24 protein-coding genes are annotated in these 19,893 nt (G+C 64.1%); 11 read left to right on the forward strand and 13 right to left on the reverse strand.

Features of this window, described 5'->3' with window-relative positions:
- Window position 1 precedes the first annotated feature (1 nt).
- Window positions 2–1,786 carry a GMC family oxidoreductase gene (locus tag GWQ44_RS05395; RefSeq protein WP_275926815.1) on the reverse strand — a complete coding sequence of 595 codons (1,785 nt, stop codon included), beginning with the start codon at window positions 1,784–1,786 and terminating at the stop codon, window positions 2–4.
- Between the two features lie 2 nt (window positions 1,787–1,788).
- Window positions 1,789–2,541 carry a gluconate 2-dehydrogenase subunit 3 family protein gene (locus GWQ44_RS05400; protein ID WP_275926816.1) on the reverse strand — a complete coding sequence of 251 codons (753 nt, stop codon included), beginning with the start codon at window positions 2,539–2,541 and terminating at the stop codon, window positions 1,789–1,791.
- A 292-nt stretch (window positions 2,542–2,833) separates the two neighbouring features.
- On the opposite strand from GWQ44_RS05400, the gene GWQ44_RS05405 reads away from it, so the two are divergent.
- Window positions 2,834–3,493: a tyrosine-protein phosphatase gene (locus tag GWQ44_RS05405; protein ID WP_275926817.1), complete on the forward strand. Its 660-nt coding sequence runs from the start codon at window positions 2,834–2,836 to the stop codon at window positions 3,491–3,493.
- 121 nt (window positions 3,494–3,614) lie between these two features.
- On the opposite strand, the gene GWQ44_RS05410 is transcribed toward GWQ44_RS05405, so the two are convergent.
- Entirely contained in the window at window positions 3,615–3,893 is a 279-nt protein-coding gene (locus GWQ44_RS05410) for a YheV family putative zinc ribbon protein (RefSeq protein ID WP_016967725.1), read from the reverse strand.
- Entirely contained in the window at window positions 3,890–5,941 is a 2,052-nt protein-coding gene (gene prlC / locus GWQ44_RS05415) for an oligopeptidase A (protein ID WP_103740866.1), read from the reverse strand. Before prlC ends, GWQ44_RS05410 begins: the two co-directional genes overlap by 4 nt.
- A gap of 114 nt (window positions 5,942–6,055) precedes the next feature.
- On the opposite strand from prlC, the gene GWQ44_RS05420 reads away from it, so the two are divergent.
- Both GWQ44_RS05420 and GWQ44_RS05425 read left to right on the forward strand, forming a co-directional pair.
- Window positions 6,056–6,601 (forward strand): gamma carbonic anhydrase family protein, encoded by a 546-nt coding sequence (locus GWQ44_RS05420; RefSeq protein WP_275926818.1) that lies wholly within the window; start codon window positions 6,056–6,058, stop codon window positions 6,599–6,601.
- Between the two features lie 27 nt (window positions 6,602–6,628).
- Entirely contained in the window at window positions 6,629–7,279 is a 651-nt protein-coding gene (locus GWQ44_RS05425; protein ID WP_016967728.1) for an HAD family hydrolase, read from the forward strand.
- Between the two features lie 27 nt (window positions 7,280–7,306).
- Here GWQ44_RS05425 and GWQ44_RS05430 read toward each other — a convergent pair whose 3' ends face one another.
- Window positions 7,307–8,383, reverse strand: coding sequence for an aminopeptidase (locus GWQ44_RS05430; protein ID WP_275927059.1), 1,077 nt, complete (start codon window positions 8,381–8,383; stop codon window positions 7,307–7,309).
- Window positions 8,384–8,574: 191 nt separating this feature from the next.
- On the opposite strand from GWQ44_RS05430, the gene GWQ44_RS05435 reads away from it, so the two are divergent.
- Window positions 8,575–8,994, forward strand: coding sequence for a hypothetical protein (locus GWQ44_RS05435; protein WP_016967730.1), 420 nt, complete (start codon window positions 8,575–8,577; stop codon window positions 8,992–8,994).
- A 6-nt stretch (window positions 8,995–9,000) separates the two neighbouring features.
- Here the strand turns inward: GWQ44_RS05435 and GWQ44_RS05440 are convergent, their stop codons facing one another.
- Window positions 9,001–9,234, reverse strand: coding sequence for a DUF1161 domain-containing protein (locus tag GWQ44_RS05440; RefSeq protein ID WP_016967731.1), 234 nt, complete (start codon window positions 9,232–9,234; stop codon window positions 9,001–9,003).
- A gap of 151 nt (window positions 9,235–9,385) precedes the next feature.
- Entirely contained in the window at window positions 9,386–9,817 is a 432-nt protein-coding gene (locus tag GWQ44_RS05445) for an OsmC family protein (RefSeq protein ID WP_016966922.1), read from the reverse strand.
- Between the two features lie 241 nt (window positions 9,818–10,058).
- Here GWQ44_RS05445 and GWQ44_RS05450 point away from each other — a divergent pair, with 241 nt between their 5' ends.
- Window positions 10,059–11,060 carry an LLM class flavin-dependent oxidoreductase gene (locus GWQ44_RS05450; RefSeq protein WP_275926819.1) on the forward strand — a complete coding sequence of 334 codons (1,002 nt, stop codon included), beginning with the start codon at window positions 10,059–10,061 and terminating at the stop codon, window positions 11,058–11,060.
- 61 nt (window positions 11,061–11,121) lie between these two features.
- On the opposite strand, the gene GWQ44_RS05455 is transcribed toward GWQ44_RS05450, so the two are convergent.
- Together GWQ44_RS05455 and GWQ44_RS05460 are read right to left on the reverse strand one after the other, a co-directional pair.
- Entirely contained in the window at window positions 11,122–11,346 is a 225-nt protein-coding gene (locus GWQ44_RS05455) for a DUF1161 domain-containing protein (protein ID WP_047306749.1), read from the reverse strand.
- Between the two features lie 134 nt (window positions 11,347–11,480).
- Entirely contained in the window at window positions 11,481–11,696 is a 216-nt protein-coding gene (locus GWQ44_RS05460; protein WP_016965134.1) for a dodecin, read from the reverse strand.
- Between the two features lie 157 nt (window positions 11,697–11,853).
- Between GWQ44_RS05460 and GWQ44_RS05465 the strand changes: the two genes are divergently transcribed.
- Window positions 11,854–12,180 (forward strand): DUF883 family protein, encoded by a 327-nt coding sequence (locus GWQ44_RS05465; protein WP_016965135.1) that lies wholly within the window; start codon window positions 11,854–11,856, stop codon window positions 12,178–12,180.
- Here the strand turns inward: GWQ44_RS05465 and GWQ44_RS05470 are convergent.
- On the reverse strand, window positions 12,177–13,070 hold the full coding sequence (locus tag GWQ44_RS05470) for a LysR family transcriptional regulator (RefSeq protein ID WP_047306748.1): 894 nt from the start codon (window positions 13,068–13,070) through the stop codon (window positions 12,177–12,179). The two genes, GWQ44_RS05465 and GWQ44_RS05470, sit on opposite strands and share 4 nt — an antisense overlap.
- 130 nt (window positions 13,071–13,200) lie before the next feature.
- Between GWQ44_RS05470 and trpB the strand changes: the two genes are divergently transcribed.
- The 3 genes from trpB to GWQ44_RS05485 all read left to right on the forward strand — a co-directional run bounded on the left by trpB (window position 13,201) and on the right by GWQ44_RS05485 (window position 15,811).
- The gene (trpB, locus tag GWQ44_RS05475) at window positions 13,201–14,421 is read left to right on the forward strand and encodes a tryptophan synthase subunit beta (RefSeq protein ID WP_016965136.1); all 1,221 of its coding nucleotides are present in this window, start codon (window positions 13,201–13,203) and stop codon (window positions 14,419–14,421) included.
- Window positions 14,421–15,233: a tryptophan synthase subunit alpha gene (gene trpA, locus GWQ44_RS05480; protein WP_275926820.1), complete on the forward strand. Its 813-nt coding sequence runs from the start codon at window positions 14,421–14,423 to the stop codon at window positions 15,231–15,233. Before trpB ends, trpA begins: the two co-directional genes overlap by 1 nt.
- Window positions 15,234–15,355: 122 nt before the next feature.
- Entirely contained in the window at window positions 15,356–15,811 is a 456-nt protein-coding gene (locus tag GWQ44_RS05485; RefSeq protein ID WP_275926821.1) for an anti-virulence regulator CigR family protein, read from the forward strand.
- 56 nt (window positions 15,812–15,867) lie between these two features.
- Here GWQ44_RS05485 and GWQ44_RS05490 read toward each other — a convergent pair whose 3' ends face one another.
- Both GWQ44_RS05490 and GWQ44_RS05495 read right to left on the reverse strand, forming a co-directional pair.
- A complete protein-coding gene (locus GWQ44_RS05490) occupies window positions 15,868–16,194 on the reverse strand; it encodes a DOPA 4,5-dioxygenase family protein (protein ID WP_016965139.1) in 327 nt (108 codons plus the stop codon).
- 104 nt (window positions 16,195–16,298) lie between these two features.
- Entirely contained in the window at window positions 16,299–17,297 is a 999-nt protein-coding gene (locus tag GWQ44_RS05495; RefSeq protein ID WP_016965140.1) for a LysR family transcriptional regulator, read from the reverse strand.
- Window positions 17,298–17,525: 228 nt separating this feature from the next.
- On the opposite strand from GWQ44_RS05495, the gene ubiA reads away from it, so the two are divergent.
- Both ubiA and GWQ44_RS05505 read left to right on the forward strand, forming a co-directional pair.
- Complete coding sequence (gene ubiA, locus GWQ44_RS05500; protein WP_275926822.1) at window positions 17,526–18,434, forward strand: 4-hydroxybenzoate octaprenyltransferase; 909 nt, start codon at window positions 17,526–17,528, stop codon at window positions 18,432–18,434.
- A gap of 53 nt (window positions 18,435–18,487) precedes the next feature.
- Window positions 18,488–18,949: a DoxX family protein gene (locus GWQ44_RS05505; protein WP_275926823.1), complete on the forward strand. Its 462-nt coding sequence runs from the start codon at window positions 18,488–18,490 to the stop codon at window positions 18,947–18,949.
- Here the strand turns inward: GWQ44_RS05505 and GWQ44_RS05510 are convergent.
- Window positions 18,915–19,865: a LysR family transcriptional regulator gene (locus GWQ44_RS05510; protein WP_275926824.1), complete on the reverse strand. Its 951-nt coding sequence runs from the start codon at window positions 19,863–19,865 to the stop codon at window positions 18,915–18,917. The two genes, GWQ44_RS05505 and GWQ44_RS05510, sit on opposite strands and share 35 nt — an antisense overlap.
- Window positions 19,866–19,893 lie beyond the last annotated feature (28 nt).

Raw genomic sequence — 19,893 nt, forward strand, 5'->3', positions numbered from 1 at the left:
CTTATGCCTGCACCAGCGGGCCGGGGTTCTTCAGGTACTGCTCGCGGATCGCCCGGGCCGACCAGTAGGTCAGCGCAGCCACCAGGCCGGTGGGGTTGTAACCCAGGCCTTGAGGGAAGGCCGAAGCCCCGGGAACGAAGACGTTGTGCACGTCCCAGCTCTGCAAGTAGCGGTTCAGGGCGCTGGTCTTGGGATCGGTGCCCATGATCGCGCCACCGTTCAGGTGGGTGGTCTGGTAGGACGCGGTGTTGAAGTGCTCGCCCACCTGCTTGCCCAGCCGGGCAATGGCCTTGGGGTTCATCGCCTCGGCGATCTTGCCCATCTTCTCGACCATGAAGCGGTTCATCTTGATGTCGTTTTCCTGCCAGTCGAAGGTCATCCGCAGCAGGGGCAAGCCGTAGGCATCGCGGTAAACCGGGTCCAGATCCAGGTAGTTGCTGCGGTAGGACTGATGCGCGCCGTGGGCGTCCATGGATACTTGGTGGGTGTAGTAATCGGCAGTGGCCTTCTTCCAGGCGCTGCCCCACGTCGGGGTGCCCGGCGGGTTCGAGGTGCCGGCGATCGGCCGGCTGCCGGCCTGGTTGACCCACATCGGCGAGCCGCCGACGAAGCCGTGCGGGCCGTGGTCGAAGTTGTCGGCGTTGAAGTCGTCCACCGCCACACCATTGCCGCCGGCGCCGATGAAGTTGTTGGTGTGCACGTCCTTGTCGAAGTAGGCCTTGATGGTGGCCATGTTCTGGTAGGCGAAGTTCCGGCCCACCACGCCTTCGCCGCTGATCGGGTCGTAGGGCTGGCCGATGCCCGACAGCAGCATCAGCCGCACGTTGTGCAACTGGAAGGCGCCGAGGATCACCAGATCCGCCGGCTGCTCGATCTCCCGGCCCTGGCCATCGACGTAGGTGACGCCGGTGGCGCGGGTCTTGCTGCTGTCGAGGTTGACCTTGAGCACGTGGGAATTGGGCCGCAACTCGAAATTCGGCAGCGGCTTGAGGGCCGGCAGAATGTTCACGTTGGGCGAGGCCTTGGAATACATGTAGCAGACGTAGCCACTGCAGAAGCCGCAGAAGTTGCACGGGCCCATTTGCGCGCCGTAGGGGTTGGTGTAAGGCCCCGAGGTATTGGCCGACGGCAGGTTGTAGGGCTTGTAGCCCACTTCATTGGCGGCTTTCTGGAACAGCTGTGCGGAATAGGTGTTCTTCTGCGACTCCAGCGGGAAGTGGTCCGAGCGATCCGGGGCATAGGGGTTGCCGCCCTTGCCGTCGCCCACCAGATGCCCTTTCACGGTCCAGGCCTGGCCCGAGGTGCCGAAGACCTTTTCCGCGAAGTCGAAGAACGGCTCCAGCTCTTCGTAGCTGACGCCGAAATCCTGGATGGTCATGTCCTTGGGGATGAAACCCTTGCCGTAGCGCTCTTCGTAATGACTGCGCATGCGCAGCTCGATGGGATCGACGCGAAAGTGCACCCCGGACCAGTGCAGGCCGGCACCGCCCACGCCGTTGCCCGGCAGAAAGGCGCCCAGTTGCCGGTTGGGCAGGGCCACGTCGTTGACGCTGTGGCGAATGGTCACCGTCTCTTTGGAAATGTCCTGGAAGAGTTTCTTGCGCACGCTGTAGGTGAGTTCGTCGATCACCTGGGGATAACTGCCATCCGGGTAGGTGTCCTGCATCGGCCCGCGCTCCAGCGCCAGCACGTTGAGCCCGGCCTCGGTCAGTTCCTTGGCCATGATCGCGCCGGTCCAGCCGAAACCGACGATCACCGCGTCGACCTTCTTCATTACCGTTGCCATGCTCAAGCCCTCTCGCCGCGAATCGATACTGCCGGGAAGGGGTATTGCTCGTTGCGCTCCACCCAATCCATGAAATCGGCGCGCGCGCCGGGAAAGCCGATCAGGGTCCAGCCCACCAGGCCTTTATTGCCGCCGTGGATCGGATCGCTGAAGAAGCCTTCCTTGGTGTTCTGCAACAGCAGATTGAAGAAAAGCTTGGCCGGGACCGCCTCGAACTGCGGGGTTCCAGCCTCCAGCTGCTTGAGCAAAGCGTCTCGGGTAGCGCTGTCTTGCGCGGCAAAAACTTGACCCTTGAGGTCTTTGCACCATGCATCCACGGCGGCAATGCCCAGGCGATAGATGTCCTTGGGCACCAGCTTGCTCTGCCAGCCCATCTCCGGCGCGGCGTCGGCCTTGAACGGGCCTTGCATGTACCACAGGGCACCGGCGGCGTAGGGGGTGTTCATTTGTCGGTCGATGTACTCCGGCACCCCGGCTTCCAGGGCACCCGGGCCCATGTCGTCGGCCGGAATCAGGCGCTCCACCGCGGCCTTGATGAAGGCCCACTCCTCGGCGTTGAAGTAGCTCGGCTCATAGCTCAGGTCGCCTGCGGGCTGCTTGCCCGGCGCCGCCGGCCTGGCGGGGGCAGCCGTCTCGGGCGCCGCCGCCAGCATGGAACTGCCCAGGCCGGTACTGGCGACAGTGACCACGGGGATCAGGGTCAGGGATTTACGCAAGAACTCACGCCGCGGGTTGTCTCGATCTTGATCGGACATCGGTGCACCTCATCAGGCATTGATGGAAAGGTCAGCCGCGTCATGGCGCGACTTTATGTTTGGGCAACGCAAAAAGCCGGGGCAGGCCCGGTGGATGAACACATCAGCAAACTTTGGTTACAAATGGTAGCAGGCTAAGCATCTGGATAAATCGTTTCAGCCAGAAAAAAGATCAGAAACCGCCGGACATTACCCATCCACTTCACGTTTCTTTGACAGCGGACTAACAGAGCTTTAACCGAGCGCGGAGGACACTGCATGACATTCAATGCCCCCAATCAGTGACCCCCACATGCCCAGAATCCGCTTCATTCCTGCACTTTGTCTGTCGCTGCTGGCACTGATCGCCGGACCACAGGCCCAAGCCGCCGACGCCCCCGCCGCTCGCCCCGAGCAATGGGCGCAGCCGGTGGAGAAGCAATACAACCTGTATCAGATGTCGCCGACCCTGTACCGCAGCGCCCTGCCGGACAAGGGCGCGGTGCCGCTGCTGGAAAAACTCAAGGTCGGGACCGTGATCAACTTCCTCGCGGAGTCCGACTCCAGCTGGCTGTCGAGTCCGGGTATCAACCAGGTGCAGTTGCCCTACCGCACCAACCACGTGGATGACGCCGACGTGCTCAAGGCCCTGCGCGCCATCCAGAGCGCCGAAGCCCAGGGCCCGGTGCTGATGCACTGCAAACACGGCTCGGACCGCACCGGCCTGATGTCGGCCATGTATCGGGTGGTGGTCCAGGGTTGGAGCAAAGAGGACGCACTGAATGAAATGACTCAGGGCGGATTTGGCGACAGTTCCCACTTCAAGGACGGCATTCGCTACATGATGCAGGCCGATGTCGACAAATTGCGCACCGCGCTGGCCAATGGCGACTGCAGCACCAGCGTGTTCGCCACCTGTTCGGTGAAGAGCTGGTTCGAGACGGTGGGCGCGACCAAGCCGCTGAGCCACTAAGCACCGTCCCCTCTGTAGGAGCGAGCTTGCTGGCGAAAGCGCAGGTGGCGAGGGAAGGGGGTGGCGAATTGCTTCGCCGACAAGCCGGCTCCTGCGAGGGAGCCGGCTTTTTCTTGCGTGGTCAGTCGGTTTTTTTCTTCAACTTGGGGTTGGGGAAAAACTGCACCGATTGCACCTTGGTGTCGGCGACCTTGGGGGCCGCGTGGTTGACCCGGGTTCCCAGTTCCTTGGGCACCGACAGCCCCTGGGCGTTGAGGGTGTCGGCATAGCCACAGGCCACGCATTCGCGATGGGGCACGTCGTCCTCGCTCCACATCATCAGCTTGTCCTGCTCACTGCACGCCGGGCACACCGCCCCGGCGATAAAGCGTTTCTTGGTCTTCACGGGTGCGTCACTCATGCTGCCGCGTCCTCGCTGAGGCCGCTATGGCGCAAGAGTGCGTCAATCGACGGCGCCCGTCCGCGGAAGTCGACGAACAGCACCATCGGCTCCTGGGAGCCGCCACGCGCCAGGATCGCTTCGCGGAACGCCCGCCCGGTGGCCGGGTTGAGCACACCCTCTTCCTCGAACCTGGAGAAGGCATCGGCCGACAGTACTTCCGCCCATTTGTAGCTGTAGTAACCCGCCGCGTAACCGCCGGCGAAGATGTGGGCGAAGCTGTTGGGGAAGCGGTTGTAGGCCGGCGGACGCATCACCGAGACTTCGTCACGCACGGTTTCCAGCACTTGCAGCACGCTGCGGCCGTCGCCGTGGGTGGCATGCAGTTCGAAGTCGAACAGCGAGAATTCCAGCTGGCGCACCATCATCAGCCCGGACTGGAAGTTCTTCGCCGCCAGCATCTTCTGCAGCAGATCCTGAGGCAGCGGCTCGCCGGTCTCGTAGTGACCGGAGATCAGCGCCAGGCCTTCGGGCTCCCAGCACCAGTTCTCCATGAACTGGCTCGGCAGCTCCACCGCGTCCCAGGCCACGCCATTGATCCCGGAAACCCCGGCGTGCTCGACCCGGGTCAGCAGGTGGTGCAGGCCATGGCCGAATTCGTGGAACAGGGTGGTGACTTCGTCGTGGGTCAACAACGCCGGCTTGCCGCTGTCGGCCGGGGTGAAGTTGCACACCAGGTTGGCCACCGGGCTCTGCAACACACCGTCAACGGTGCGGCGCCGATCGCGGGCACCGTCCATCCAGGCACCGCCGCGCTTGTTGGGGCGGGCATACAGGTCGAAGAAGAAGCGGCCGACGTGCTGGCCGTTTTCCTTGATTTCGAACAGCCGTACATCCGGGTGCCAGCTGTCGAAGCCTTGCTGCTCGGCGATCTCGATGCCGTACAGGCGCTGGACGATGGCGAACAGGCCGCCAAGTACCTTGTCGATGGGGAAGTAGGCGCGCAGGGCTTCCTGGGACACGCTGTAGCGTTGCTCGCGCAGCTTCTCGCCATAGAAACCGCTGTCCCAGCTTTGCAGATCGGGGCAACCCTGTTCGGCGGCATAGGCCTTGAGCTGTTCCAGGTCCTGGGCGGCAAAGGGTTTGCTGCGCTTGGCCAGGTCCCGCAGGAAGCTCAGCACCTGATCGCTGGACTCGGCCATCTTGGTGGCCAGGCTCAGCTCGGAAAAGCTGGCAAAGCCCAGGAGCTTGGCCAGTTCCTGACGCAGGTCGAGGATCTCTTCCATCACCGGGCCGTTATCGTTCTGACCAGCGTTGGGGCCTTGGTCCGACGCCCGGGTGCAGTAGGCGGCATAGACCTCTTCGCGCAGGGCTCGGTCCTGGGCGTAGGTCATCACCGCGTAATAGCTGGGGAATTCCAGGGTGATCAGCCAGCCGTCCAGGCCTTTGGCCTGGGCCGCGGCGGCCATCTGCGCCTTGGCCGAGTCGGTCAGGCCGGCCAGGGCCGCTTCATCGGTGATGTGCTTGGTCCAGGCCTGGGTGGCGTCCAGCAACTGGTTGGAGAAACGGCTGGCCAGCTCCGAGAGCCGGCTTTGTACCTCGGCGTAGCGCTGTTGCTGCTCGGGCGGCAGGTCGATGCCCGACAGGCGGAAGTCGCGCAGGGAGTGTTCGAGGATGGTTTTCTGCGCCACGTCAAAACCGGCGGCTTCGGGGCTCTTGGCCAGGGCGTCGAAGGCCTGGAACAGCTCGCGGTTCTGGCCCATTTCCGTGGAGTAGGCGCTCAAGGCCGGCAGGCAGGCCTCGTAGGCTTCACGCAGTTCGGCGCTGTTGCACACCGCGTTGAGGTGGCTGACCGGGCTCCAGGCCGCGCTCAGGCGGTCATTGAGCTCGTCCATGGCCAATACCAGGCCGGCCCAGGTGGGCTGGGTGGCTTGGGTCTTGAGGATTTCAGCGATGGCGGCGCGGTTGTCAGCCAGGATCTGTTCGATGGCCGGTTGCACATGCTCGGCGCGGATCGCCGAGAACGGCGGCAGGTCGTAGGGCTGCAGAAGAGGGTTGTTCACACTCACGGTGGGCACCTTGGCTGGAAGAAACATGCAGGGAAACGTAGCACCATCTTAATTACAATGAGCCGCCACCGCAGCTATAGCCCCCATTAATAAATCTCAGAGAGGCATTCGCACTTGGCCATTCGCAGCTATCAGAACCACACCCCGAGCCTGGGCGAACGGGCCTTTGTCGACCACTCGGCGGTGGTCATCGGCGACGTCGAGATCGGCGCCGACAGCTCGGTCTGGCCGTTGACGGTGATCCGCGGCGACATGCACAGCATCCGCATCGGCGCGCGCACCAGCGTGCAGGACGCCAGCGTGCTGCACATCACCCACGCCGGCCCGTTCAACCCCGACGGCTTCCCGCTGCTGATCGGCGACGACGTGACCATCGCCCACAAAGTCATGCTCCACGGTTGCCGCATCGGCAGCCGGGTGCTGATCGGCATGGGCAGCATCGTCATGGACGGCGCGGTGGTGGAAGACGAAGTGATTGTCGGCGCCGGCAGCCTGGTGCCGCCGGGCAAGCGCCTGGAAAGCGGCTTTCTGTATGTCGGCAGCCCGGTGAAGCAGGCGCGCCCGCTGACCGACAAGGAGCGCGCTTTCTTCACCTACAGCGCCGCCAACTACGTGAAACTCAAGGACCTGCACCTGGCCGAAGGCTACGACCGGCCCTGATCCGCTACTGACTGCCGAGGAACCGCCATGCATTACCAAACCGTCCTGTTCGACCTCGACGGCACCCTGACCGATCCCCGCGAGGGCATTACCCGCTCGATCCAGTTCGCCCTGGGCCAGTTGGGTATCGACGAGCCGGACCTGACCCGGCTGGAGCACTTCATCGGCCCGCCGCTGTTGCAGGCTTTCATGCAGTTCTACGGTTTCGACGAGGCCCGGGCCTGGGAGGCGGTGAATTTCTACCGCGAACGCTTCAAGGTCACCGGCCTGTATGAAAACCGCGTCTTCGACGGCGTCACGCCATTGCTGGAAACCCTCGTCGGGCAAGGGCGGCAGCTGTACATCGCGACGTCCAAGCCCTGGGTCTTCGCCCGGGAAATCGCCCGCCACTTCGACTTCGCCCGCCACTTCAAGGTGATCTACGGCAGCGAACTGGACGGCACCCGCACCGACAAGGTGGAGCTGATCGCCCATCTGCTGGAGCAGGAACAGCTGGACCCGGCCAGCACCCTGATGATCGGCGACCGCAAGCACGACCTGATCGGCGCCAAGCGCAATGGCCTGGATGCGGCGGCGGTGGGCTATGGCTTTGGCAGCCGCGAGGAGTTGAGCGCCGAGGCGCCGGCCTATCACTTTGAGACGCTGGCCGAGTTGCATCAGGCGTTTTTGCGGGGTTAGAACCGCTGTTCGCCGGCCGGCAGGCTGCTACAGGCTCGGCGCCTGGTGGTCGGCGACGGCATTCTGCAACTTGAGCAAATCAGCCTTGCGCTGCTCGGCCGGCAGGCGCCCCAGCTTCTCCACGGCAAGGAAGAACGCCGGCCAGTCGCCATTGACCTGCTTGAACAACGCGGCAAACGCCGGCACCCACTGGTCGTACAGGCCAAAGGGCAGCAACCGGGCGTTGTTCAGCGGCTGGTCGATCCAGGCGTCATAGCGCTTGGAACCGGCCCACTGGCTGTCCCGCATCTGCCGGTATTCCCGGCGCAACGTCTCGAAGGCCTGCGCCTTGCGCTGGCGCATCTGCTCGGCGGGCAAGGGCAGGGCGTACAGGCGTTCCAGGCGCTGGCGGGTGTCCAGCAACAGCTGGATGAACTGATCGCGCTGACGCACATCGGCATCGTCCTGGGGCGCCAGCCCACGATAGGCCCGCCATTGCCGGGTGCCTTCCTGCTCGACGAAGGTGGCGAAGGACTCATTGAACTCGGTGTCGTCCTTCACATAGAAGCGCTGATGCGCCAGCTCATGGAAGATCAGGGTCGCCAGGCGCTCGTCGCCCCAGTGCATCATCGAACTGATGATCGGGTCATCGAACCAGCCCAGGGTCGAATAGGCCTCCACCCCGCCAATCGCCACGTCCATGCCTTGTTGGCGCTGCAGCGCCGCCTCGCCGCGAGCCGCGCCCTGGCTGTAGTAGCCGCGATAGGCCACGCAACCGGCAATGGGAAAGCAATGGGTTTGCGGACTCAGGGAAAACTCCGGCGTGGCGAACACATTCCACACCACATAGGGCCGGCCGATGTCGACGTACAGCCGGTAGCTGCTGTTGTCCGGCAGGTGCAGGTGCCGGCTGGCAAAGTCCCGGGCCTGTTGCGACTGGGCCAGATGGGCCCGCAGGGTCGGGTCGCGAGCAGGGTCGGCCAGCACCTCGGCCACCGGGGTGCGCGCGCGCAACAGCTGCAACTGTCCGCTGGCCAGCTGGCTGTAGTAACCCAGGCTGCTGCAACCGCTGAGCAGGCCAAGCACCAGGAGCGGCAGCAGGACACGGGAAACGGCAGCACGTATCCGATGGCAAGAAGGCGGCCTGTTCAATGTGGGTCATCCGAAAAAATCTGTCGGCAAGACTATCTCGCCAGCCCGACACTGCGCCAGGCACCCGTGACGTCGCGCAACATGCCAGGCAACACGACCAGCGGGCTGCCAAGGCCGTTGATCAGCGTTATGCTCGAATTCCCCACGTTCAATCGGCCACTGTCATGCGCCAGCTACTACTCATCCTCAGCCTCGCCGCCCTCGGCGCCTGTTCCAGCCCCTTGCCCAATGTCGATCCGCAACAGGCCTGGATCGACCTGGCCACGCCAACCCCGGGTGGCAAACTGGTCATGGCCGAGCGCCTGGACAACCAGCGCCTCAAAGACGGTCGCTACTTTCAGGTCAGCCCCGGCAGCCACGAATTGATGGTGCGCTTTGACTTCGAAGTGTTCAGCGGCGGCATGGGCATGAACAACGATCCCCAGGAGCGCCTGTGCTACCTGACCCTGCGCTACGACCATTTCCAGGCCGGCCAGCGCTATCGCCTGGAAGCGCGCAACCTGGCCTTCACCCCCAGCGCCCGACTGTACGACGCCAAGGGCGAGATCGTGGCCGAGGAACGCATGATCAACTGCGTGCCTTGAAGCGGCTCAGCGATCGTTCTTCTGGTAGATGATCTTCTTGGTGCCGTTCTCGCAGCTGCCGACCACCATGTTGTTGTCGTGGACTTCGTCATTGGTGACGATTTCCAGGGTGTAGGACGGTACGCCCTGGGCCTGGATCTTGGCTTCGATCTCGGCCTTGAGTTCATCACAGGGCTTGGGGGCGGCGAGGGCCGATGTGGCCAGCGCGCAACTTGCAACCACCCAGGCAAAACGTTTCATGATCCAAAGCTCCCTTGCTGCGGCGCGCACGAAGGTGCGCTGAAGCCGCCGCCGCGTATTCGACCACAGGTGCGTGTGCGCCGCACAGACGCATTCGCCGGCAAGCCGGCTCCTGCCAACCAAAGCAGGAGCCGGCTTGCCGGCACAACCATCAACCCAGCAGCGTCGCTTCCAGGCTGATCTTGGCGTTGAGCACCTTGGACACCGGACACCCTTCCTTGGCCTTGTTGCTCAGCTCCGTGAACTGCTGCTGGCTGGCGCCGGGGATCTTCGCCTTGAGGATCAGGTGCACCGCAGTGATGGCGAAGCCGCCGTCGACCTGATCCAGGGTCACTTCGGCCTGGGTGTCGATGCTGTCGGCCTTGAGCCCGGCCTCGCCGAGAATCATCGAGAAGGCCATGGAGAAGCACCCCGCATGGGCGGCACCGATCAACTCCTCCGGATTGGTGCCCTTGCCTCCCTCGAAACGGGCCTTGAAACCGTAGGGCGCCTCGCGCAAGACCCCGGTTTCGGTCGAGATCGAGCCGATGCCGGTTTTCAGATCACCTTCCCAATGAGCCGAGGCTTTCTTTTTGATACTCATCTCTTTCTCCTCAAGAACCGATGCGAATGCTCGCACCACGTTGGTTTCTGTTGCCTAAGGGTTCTGAGGATAGATCTGATGGCAAAGTTCAGCCGGTGTGCAGCGAGGCTCTTTATCCGACAAATTCACTCTGGCTATTGAATCTCGGGTATATGCCCACATTGCATAGATCTGACTTACAGACTTCGGCAGGTTTTGGCTCATGACAAAGGCCTGCGCACCCTCAAGGAGAAGCAGGCTCATGCAACCACTGTCCGCTGTTAAATACTCGACCCTCGACCTGGTGCCCGTGCGTGAAGACGGCAGCCCGGCGCAGTCCCTGCGCAATTCCCTGAACCTGGCGCAACATGTGGAAAAGCTCGGCTACACGCGCTTCTGGGTCGCCGAACACCACAACATGGACGGCATCGCCAGCTCCGCCACCTCGGTCCTGATCGGCTATCTGGCCGGCGGGACGTCGACGATTCGCGTCGGTTCCGGCGGCGTCATGCTGCCCAACCATGCGCCGCTGGTGATCGCCGAACAGTTCGGCACCCTGGAAAGCCTGTACCCGGGACGCATCGACCTGGGCCTGGGGCGCGCGCCGGGCTCCGACCAGATGACCGCCCGCTCTCTGCGCCGCGAACGTTCCGGCAGCGCCGACGACTTCCCCGAGGACGTGGCGGAGCTGATGGCCTACCTCGGTCCGCGGACCCCGGAGCAACGGGTAATCGCCATGCCGGGCAGCGGCACCAACGTACCGGTGTGGCTGCTGGGCTCCAGCCTGTTCAGTGCGCAATTGGCTGGGGAACGGGGTTTGCCCTACGCCTTCGCCTCACATTTCGCACCGCGCTATCTGCATGAGGCGATTCGCGTCTATCGCAATCACTTCAAACCTTCGGCGGTGCTCGACAAGCCCTACGTGATGCTGGGGGTGCCACTGGTGGCGGCCGATAGCGATGAACAGGCCAACTACCTGGCAACCTCGGTGTACCAGCGGATCCTCGCGCTGATGCGTGGCCAGAGCCTGGTGCAGCGCAAGCCGGTCAACAGCATGGACGGCCTGTGGCTGCCCCACGAGAAGGAAGCGGTGTCGAGTTTCCTTGGCCTGGCGATGATCGGCAGCCCGGCGAAAATCCGCGCCAAGCTGGAAGTCCTGATCGAACAGACCGGCGCCGATGAGCTGATCTTCACCTGCGATCTGTACGAGCACGCCGACCGGCTGCACTCCTACGAGCTGCTGTCACAGGTGATGCAAGGCTGAACGCCAGGCATGAAAAAGCCGACGCCCTGGCGTCGGCTTTTTCATGAACATCTACAGGGGCTTAACCGCGCTTGTAGACGATTTCCTTGGTGCCCGCTTCGCAGGTGCCAACCACTTTGCCATCCGCCGCCGCGCCTTTGTCGACCACTTCCAGCGAATAATGCTTGGCGCCCTTGGCGTCGATCTTCGCGGCGATCTCGCTTTTCAGCTCCTCGCACGGCTTGCCGGCGGCAAGGGCTGTTCCCGCAAGACTCAACAAAGCAGCTGCTAATACTAGTTTTTTCATCGGTCGCATTCCCTGGTCGGATCAAAAGAGGCGGCGTTGATGCCAGCCTGACAGAGGCTCAAGACAGTTGTAGCGCTTTGCCATTTCCTATGGCACTCGGCCAGCGTACAAGTTCCAGAGCCTAGCTCAAGCTTTTAACTATTGGCAATCCGGAAGCCGACCTTGAGGGTGACCTGGAAATGCGCGGCCTTGCCGTCCTTGATATGGCCCCGGGTTTCGGTCACTTCGAACCACTCCAGGTGCTTGATGCTCTTGTGCGCTTCGGCCAGCGCGTTGTTGATCGCCTCTTCGATGCTGTTCGGCGACGAACCCACCAGTTCGACTTTCTTGTAGGTGTGATGATCAGTCATGACGCTCTCCTTTTTAGCTGTGAAATACAGCCTAGCAGTGATTTTTCTTATTACTTGGGGCGCCATTGCTCACGGCTAGTTCAGATTTTCTGCACTTTCTGAACAGGCCGCAGTCGGAACCTACAGAGTCCGTTCACTACCCTGCAGGAGAGCCGACATGGCCAACACCTCGTTACGCAAAGCCTCACTGGAAAGTATGGAAGCCGAGATCGAAAGCCTGCTCAAATCCCTGGAAAGCCTCAAGGACGATGCAACCGACGAATCGCGCAAGACCCTCAAGGCCCTCAAGAGCAACGCCGAGAATGCGCTCAAGCATTCCCGCAGCCTGATCAGCGATGCCTATGAAGAAGTCAAAGTGAAAACCCGGGAAACCGGAATCGCCACCCGCGACTACGCCCAGGAACACCCGTGGGCGACCGCCGGCGTGGCGGTCGGCGCCATCGGCCTGCTGGCCGCCTACCTGCTGTGCAAGCGCGGCAACTAAGCCGGCTGGCGCAGTTCGTTTTTCAACCACTGCGCCAACTGCCGGGCGCGCCCATCCGCGGCGCGCTTGGGTAACCACAGCGCCAGTTGCCCCGGGGTGTCGGAAAACCCCCACGGGGCAACCAGCCTGCCCGCCAGCAAGTCCTCGGCCACCAACGGCTCCGGAGCGATCGCCACCCCAAGCCCGGCCACCGCTGCTTCCAGCAAGTAATACAGATGCTCGAAACCCTGCCCGTACCGCAGCGAATCGGCGGCGATGCCGTTGTGCCGCGCCCAGCTGGGCCAGGCCTGGGGACGCGAGGTGGTATGCAGCAGCGGCTCTGCACCAAGGGCCGTGGCCGGCGCCGTGCGCAGGCGCGGGTAACCGGCATAACGCGGGCTGAGCACCGGCCCGATGCGTTCACAGGCCAGTTCATAGACCTGCATGTCCGCCGGCCACGGCGGCTCGGCAAACACCAGCAGGGCATCCAGCCCCGGGCGGCGGGGGTCCAAGTCCCCTTCACCGGCGGAAAGGTGCAGGCGCAGGTCCGGCAGGTCGGCGTTCAGGCGCCCCAGGCGCGGAATCAGCCAGCGCGCCAGCAGGCTGCCGGAGCAACCGAGGACGAACGGCGCGTCGGCGCTGCCACGGGTCAGCTCGGCGCAAACGTCCCGCAGGCGCTCGAAGGCTTCGCTGCTGGCATCGCGCAGACGAATCCCGGCATCTGTGAGTTTAATGCCACGTCCATCCTTGACGAACAGGCTCAGGCCCAGGTGTTCCTCCAGCACTTTCAACTGCCGGCTCACCGCGCCATGGGTCACGTGCAGTTGTTCGGCAGCCTGGCTGACACTGTTGAGCCGGGCAGTGGCTTCGAAGGCCCGCAGGGCATTCAGGGGGGGCAGGTCGCGGCTCATGGGATAGGTGAGTTTTCCTGACAGGTTGCGGCGATCTTATCGGTTTTCAGCCTTCGGTGTCAGGGGTAGAGTGGGCCCCATTGTCCTTCCACGAATCTGTCTTTCCCCACCTTTGCCCGGGAGCGCTGCAATGACTCAGTCCCAATTGCGTAATGGTCCAGACGACAACGGCCTGTTCGGCGCGTTCGGCGGCCGTTACGTGGCCGAAACCCTGATGCCGCTGATCCTCGACCTGGCTCGTGAGTACGAAAAGGCCAAGGAAGATCCCGAGTTCCTCAAGGAGCTGGCCTACTTCCAGCGCGATTACGTCGGCCGCCCCAGCCCGCTGTACTTCGCCGAACGCCTGACCGAACACTGCGGCGGCGCCAAGATCTACCTCAAGCGCGAAGAGCTGAACCACACCGGCGCGCACAAGATCAACAACTGCATCGGCCAGATCCTCCTGGCCCGGCGCATGGGCAAGAAACGCATCATCGCCGAGACCGGCGCCGGCATGCACGGCGTGGCCACCGCCACCGTGGCCGCGCGCTTTGGCCTGCAATGCGTGATCTACATGGGCACCACCGACATCGAGCGCCAGCAGGCCAACGTGTTCCGCATGAAGCTGCTGGGCGCCGAAGTGATCCCGGTCGTCGCCGGCACCGGCACCCTGAAAGACGCCATGAACGAAGCCCTGCGCGACTGGGTGACCAACGTCGACAGCACCTTCTACCTGATCGGCACCGTGGCTGGCCCGCACCCGTACCCGGCCATGGTCCGCGACTTCCAGGCGGTGATCGGCAAGGAAACCCGCGAGCAGATGCAAGCCCAGGAAGGCCGCCTGCCGGACAGCCTGGTGGCGTGCATCGGCGGTGGTTCCAACGCCATGGGCCTGTTCCACCCGTTCCTCGACGATAAAAGCGTGCAGATCATCGGCGTCGAAGCCGCCGGCTACGGCATCGAGACCGGCAAGCATGCCGCCAGCCTGAACGGCGGCGTACCCGGCGTGCTGCACGGCAACCGCACCTTCCTGCTGCAGGACGACGATGGCCAGATCATCGACGCCCACTCGATTTCCGCCGGCCTCGACTACCCCGGCATCGGCCCGGAACACGCCTGGCTGCACGACATCGGCCGCGTCGAATACACCTCGGTGACCGACGACGAAGCCCTGGCCGCGTTCCACCAGTGCTGCCGCCTGGAAGGCATCATCCCGGCCCTGGAAAGCGCCCACGCCCTGGCCGAAGTGTTCAAGCGCGCGCCGACCCTGCCCAAGGATCACCTGATGGTGGTCAACCTCTCGGGCCGTGGCGACAAAGACATGCAAACCGTCATGCACCACATGCAACAGTCCCAGCAGGAGAAACACTGATGAGCCGCCTGCACACCCGCTTTGCCAAGCTCAAGGAACAGAACCGCGCGGCCCTGGTGACCTTCATCACCGCCGGTGACCCGAACTACGACACTTCCCTGCAAATCCTCAGGGGCCTGCCCGCGGCGGGCGCCGATGTGATCGAGCTGGGCATGCCCTTCACCGATCCGATGGCCGACGGCCCGGCGATCCAACTGGCCAACATCCGCGCCCTGGGCGCCAAGCAGAACCTGGCGAAAACCCTGCAGATGGTCCGCGAGTTCCGCGAAGGCAACAACGAAACCCCGCTGGTGCTGATGGGCTACTACAACCCGATCCACCACTACGGTGTGGCGCGCTTCATCGCCGACGCCAAGGCCTCCGGGGTGGACGGGCTGATCGTGGTGGACATGCCGCCGGAACATAACAGCGAGCTGTGCGACCCGGCCCAGGCCGCCGGCATCGATTTCATCCGCCTGACCACGCCAACCACCGACGATGCGCGCCTGCCGAAGGTCCTCGACGGCAGTTCCGGCTTCGTCTACTACGTCTCGGTGGCCGGGGTCACCGGTGCCGGCGCCGCCACCCTAGAGCACGTGGAAGAGGCCGTGGCCCGTCTGCGTCGCCACACCGAGCTGCCGATCAGCATCGGCTTCGGCATCCGCACCCCAGAGCAGGCCGCCGCCATCGCCCGTCTGGCAGACGGCGTGGTAGTGGGCTCGGCGCTGATCGACCACATCGCCAGTGCCGAGTCTTCCGAGCAAGCGGTGGACGGTGTCCTGAGCCTGTGCGCGGCCCTGGCCGAGGGCGTGCGTCAAGCCCGGGTCAGCTGAGGGTAAAGTTCCTGATACAGAGGAATTAGCGCCTCTGGATGCACACTAAACTGACAAGACCGAGGGTTTCAGAGCCTGTGTTCTGAAACCCTTTTTGCTGTGTGTGCTGCGAGGAATGCCTGATGAAAATGCCCAAACGTCTGATTGCCGGTGCCGTGGTGCTGATGCTCGGCGCCAGCCCGTTGCTCCACGTGATAGCCGACGAACGCGGCGACCATGGCCGCTGGGATGATCGCGCAGGTCCACAGCAGGGCCATTGGGACAACCGAGGCAATGAACACCGCGGCCCGGACAACGACCGGCGCGGCGGGCCACCGCGGGATTTCGGCCCGATACGCCAGACCATCCACGACAATCGCGGCTACTTCGTGCGGGGCGCGCCGCCACCGCCCGGCATCCGCCTGGTGCGCGGCCAACCCTTGCCCCGTGGTTACTACGGCGAACGCCTGGATGGACGCGCCCTGTCGCGCCTGCCGGTCTACCCGGGCTATGAATGGCGACGCATGGGCGGCGACATCTTCCTGATGGCCGTGGGCACCGGCATCGTCTACGAGATCCTCGACGGCGTGCTCTACTGATCGCTTTTCAACCAGCCGACTCCCCACAGGAGCCGGCTGCCCAGCCAAGCGCTCCCTCAGAACCCTGTCAGATCCAGCGGCCGCATGGCCCCCATCCAGATCGCATGCTCGGTGTGATCCAGCAAGTCGTCCCCGGTATCGGGGTGCAGGAACACCACCAGCCCCTGACGATTGAGGGCCAGCCACGGCACCACCTGGGCAAACACCTCTGGCGCGAACGCCAGCTGGCAGCTCCAGTCCGGGTGCGGCCCAACCGGCCGTTCGTGAACCCGGCCCATTTTCAGCTCGAACAACTGCGCCGCCTGTTCACACAAGGCCCGAGCGCGGTCGAGGGTGCTGGCGTCAAAGTAGACATGGGCGTGATAGCCCTTGATCCGTTGCATGCAAAGCCTCGCGATAACAACAAGCCCTCAAGGCTCGCCACAGATGCAGAGCACCTGCCGTGGAAAAAACACCGGCCCCATGAAAACACCGATTGCCGGCCGGCTCAAAGCGCTTGCGCCAGCGTCGCCGCCACCTCCAGCAGTTGCTGGCGCAGCCAGAGATGGGCCGGGTCGGCACTGTTGCGCCCGTGCCAGATCGCCAACAGCGATGAGGGTTCGACCGCCAGCGGCAGCGCCCGCCGGCACAGGCCGAAGCGCTGCTCGAAGGCCCGGGCCAAGGGCTGCGGCACAATCGCCACCAGGCGCGACTGCTCCAGCAACTGCGGCAGCACCAGGGCATGGGGCAGGGTGACCTTGTACTGGGGACGCCGACCAATCGCCGCCAGCGCCTGCTCCAGGCGCTGGCGATCGAACATCTCCGACTGCCGGGCAATACCGCGCTCAAGAATGTAGCCGTTGACCGCGCCTTCCTCCTGCCCGCCCACCGACAGCGTGATCAACGGCTGGTCCGCCAGGGCTTCAAGCGTCAGTGCGGGCAGCTCGAGCAGGGGATGCTCGGGGCACATCAGCAACACATCCTGCTGCCGCCAGAGACAGGCGCTGTGCACCCGCTGCGGCAACTCGGCAAACACCCCGACGGCCAGATCGATACGCCCAACATCGATCTGCTCGGCCAGGTCCAGGCGGGTCGCCGGGCGCACCACCAGATCCACCCCCGGAGCCACCTGAGCCAGGCGCCGCAGCAACGGCGCCAGCAGCACCGAACTGAGATAGTCATTGGCCGCCAGGGTGAAGGTCCGCGTCGCGCTGGCAGGGTCGAAAGGCTCCACGCCGACCGTGTGTTGAATGGTCAGCAGCGCCTCGCGCAGCGGGCCGGCAATCGCCTCGGCCCGGGCCGACGGCTGCATGCCCTTGGCCGTGCGGATGAACAACTCGTCCTGCAGGGACTCACGCAGCCGGGTCAGGGCATGGCTGACCGCCGACTGGCTCAGGTGCAGGCGCTTGCTGGCCAGCAGGATGCTGCGGTCCTCATAGACCGCATCGAAAACCCGCAGCAGGTTGAGGTCGATACGCGGAACGCGGGGCACTTGGTCACGGAGCATATTGCAGATCCTGCAGGAGGCTATTGCGGATTGTTCCCTTGCCCCAAGGGGCGGGGGCGGGCAACTTTAGCGCATCCAACCAGCCAGCAGATCGCACTGAAAATCAAACCGTGCGATCACGGCAGCGGCTTGCCCGACGTTCGGCGACCGCCACCGGCCCGGGTGTTTTTTCAACACCTGCAAGCGCTTGGTTGCAATCAATACCGTGCTCACATTCAGGGACCGAAGATGCCCGCAAGCCGCGACCTCAATGACATCCGCGCCCATGACTGGGTGGCAACCCGCCTGCCGCGATCCTGGCAGGCCTACGCCCGCCTGATGCGCCTGGACCGGCCCATCGGCACCTGGCTGACCCTGCTGCCGGCCCTGGCCGCGCTGATCCTCTGCGCCGGGCGTATTCCGCAGGTCGGCACGGTGCTGGTGTTCGCCCTCGGCGCCCTGCTGATGCGCAGCGCCGGCTGCTGCATCAACGACATCCTCGACCGGCGCTTCGACGCCCAGGTCAGCCGAACCCGCCAGCGCCCCCTGGCCAACGGTTCACTGAGCCTGAATCAGGCCCTGGCTTGCCTGGTCGTACTCTTGCTGCTGGCGGCCGCATTACTGCTATTGCTGCAACCAGCGACAGTGCTGCTGGCCCTGTGCTGCGTGCCCCTGACCCTGGTCTATCCGCTGTTCAAGCGCTTCACCCACTGGCCCCAGGCGTTTCTCGGCGCGGTGTTCAACTGGGGCGTACTCATGGCCAGCGTGGAAACCACCGGCAGCCTGCAACCCAGTGCGCTGGCGCTGTGGCTGGGCTGCCTGTTCTGGCAGTTGGGCTACGACACCCTCTATGCCTACAGCGACCGTGAGGACGACCTGAAAATGGGCCTGCGCTCCACCGCCACGCTGTTCGCTGGACGGGGCAAGACCTGGATCGCCGGGTTCTACGCCATGACCCTGCTGTGCTGGTGCGGCGCGGGCCTGCTGGCGGCTGCCAACCCGGGCTTTTTCATCGTGCTGCTGCCGATCGCCTTGTCCCTGGCCTACCAGCTCAGCCTGTTCAGTCCGGACCACCCGGAGCCCTGCAACGACCTGTTTCGCAGCAACTTCCACGTCGGCGTGCTGCTACTGGCCGGCGCCTCGGTGGCCATCGTTTAACCGCTGAACACTCAGCAATCGGCAACACTCCCAACCACACAAGGACTTGTCATATGCCTGCCCGCTCAATCCCATCACCACTCTCGGCACCGGAACAATGGGCCGCCCTGTTCCTGCGCCTGGCCCTGGGCGCCATGTACATCGCCCACGCCCTGTTCAAGATCCTGGTCCTGGGCTGGCCGGGCACCCTCAAGCTGTTCAGCGCCACCGGCATGCCCGAGTGGATGACCTACCCGGCGGTGTACGCCGAACTGGTGGGCGGCTTGCTGCTGGTGTTCGGCGTTGGCGTGCGCTGGATCGCCCTGGGGCTGCTGCCGATGCTGCTGGGGGCGATTGTCTTCGTCCACGGCGCCCACGGCTGGATCTACACCAGCCCGGGGGGCGGCTGGGAATACCTGGCCTTCCTGGCGGTGGTGTCGGTGGCCCTGGTGTGCCTGGGCAATGGCGCCCTGTCCCTGTGGAGCCTGTTCAAGGCGCCGCCTACAGGGCAATGGACGGCAACGCCAGCCCCTTGAGGGATTGGGCGCTGCCGGCCTGCTCGGCCATCAGCCAGTCGACGAAGCGCTGGATCAACGGGCCGCGGCGCTTGCGTGGCGGCAACACCACGTAATAGCCGTAGCCGGACAGCGCACTCTGGGCGATGGGCCGGCACAACAGCCCCTGCGCCAGCAGATCGTCCACCAGATGCCGCCAGCCGATGGCCACGCCCTGACCGCCGATGGCCGCCTGGATCAGCAGGGTGTAGTTGTCGAAACGCAATTGCCCGGGGGGCGGGGCGCCAGCCAGGCCCAGTTCGCGGAACACCCCGCTCCAGTCGAACCAGTGGCTGGCGTTTTCACCCCGCAGGTGCAGCAGCGGCATCTCCAGCAGGGCATTGGCGGGCAGGGGAGCCAGACGCTCCTTGAGCAGCAGCGGGCTGCACACCGGAAATACTTCCTCGCTGAACAGCCAGCGGCTTTCGCCATGCTTGAAACGCCCATCGCCGAACAGCACCGCCACGTCGATATCGCTGCGCAGCATGCTGTGGCTGCGTTCACTGGTCACCAGGCTGACGTCCACCTGGGGGTTGGCCTCATGAAAGCGATGCAGGCGCGGCATCAGCCAATAGGCGGCGAAGGCGAAGTCCGTGGCCACCTGCAGCACCTCGTGCTGATGCTGCTGGGCCAGGGCAGAGAGGCCGGCATCGATGCTCTGCAGGCCGGCCTGCACCTGTTCCAGTAACAAGGCGCCGGATTCGGTCAGTTCGATACCGCGGTAGATCCGGTCGAACAGGCGCACGTTCAACCGCTCCTCCAACCGTTTGATCTGCTGGCTGATGGCCGGCTGGGTAGTGCCCAGTTCCACCGCGGCGGCGGTGAAGCTGCGCAAACGGGCCGCTGCTTCAAACACCCGGAGCAGGTCCAGGGACAGGTCGCCAAGGGCTTCATACATAAGCTGTGCTTATCCTAGTCATTGCCGT

The sequence above is a fragment of the Pseudomonas sp. 3MA1 genome (assembly GCF_029237275.1).
GTDB classification, from domain to species: domain Bacteria; phylum Pseudomonadota; class Gammaproteobacteria; order Pseudomonadales; family Pseudomonadaceae; genus Aquipseudomonas; species Aquipseudomonas fluorescens_AP.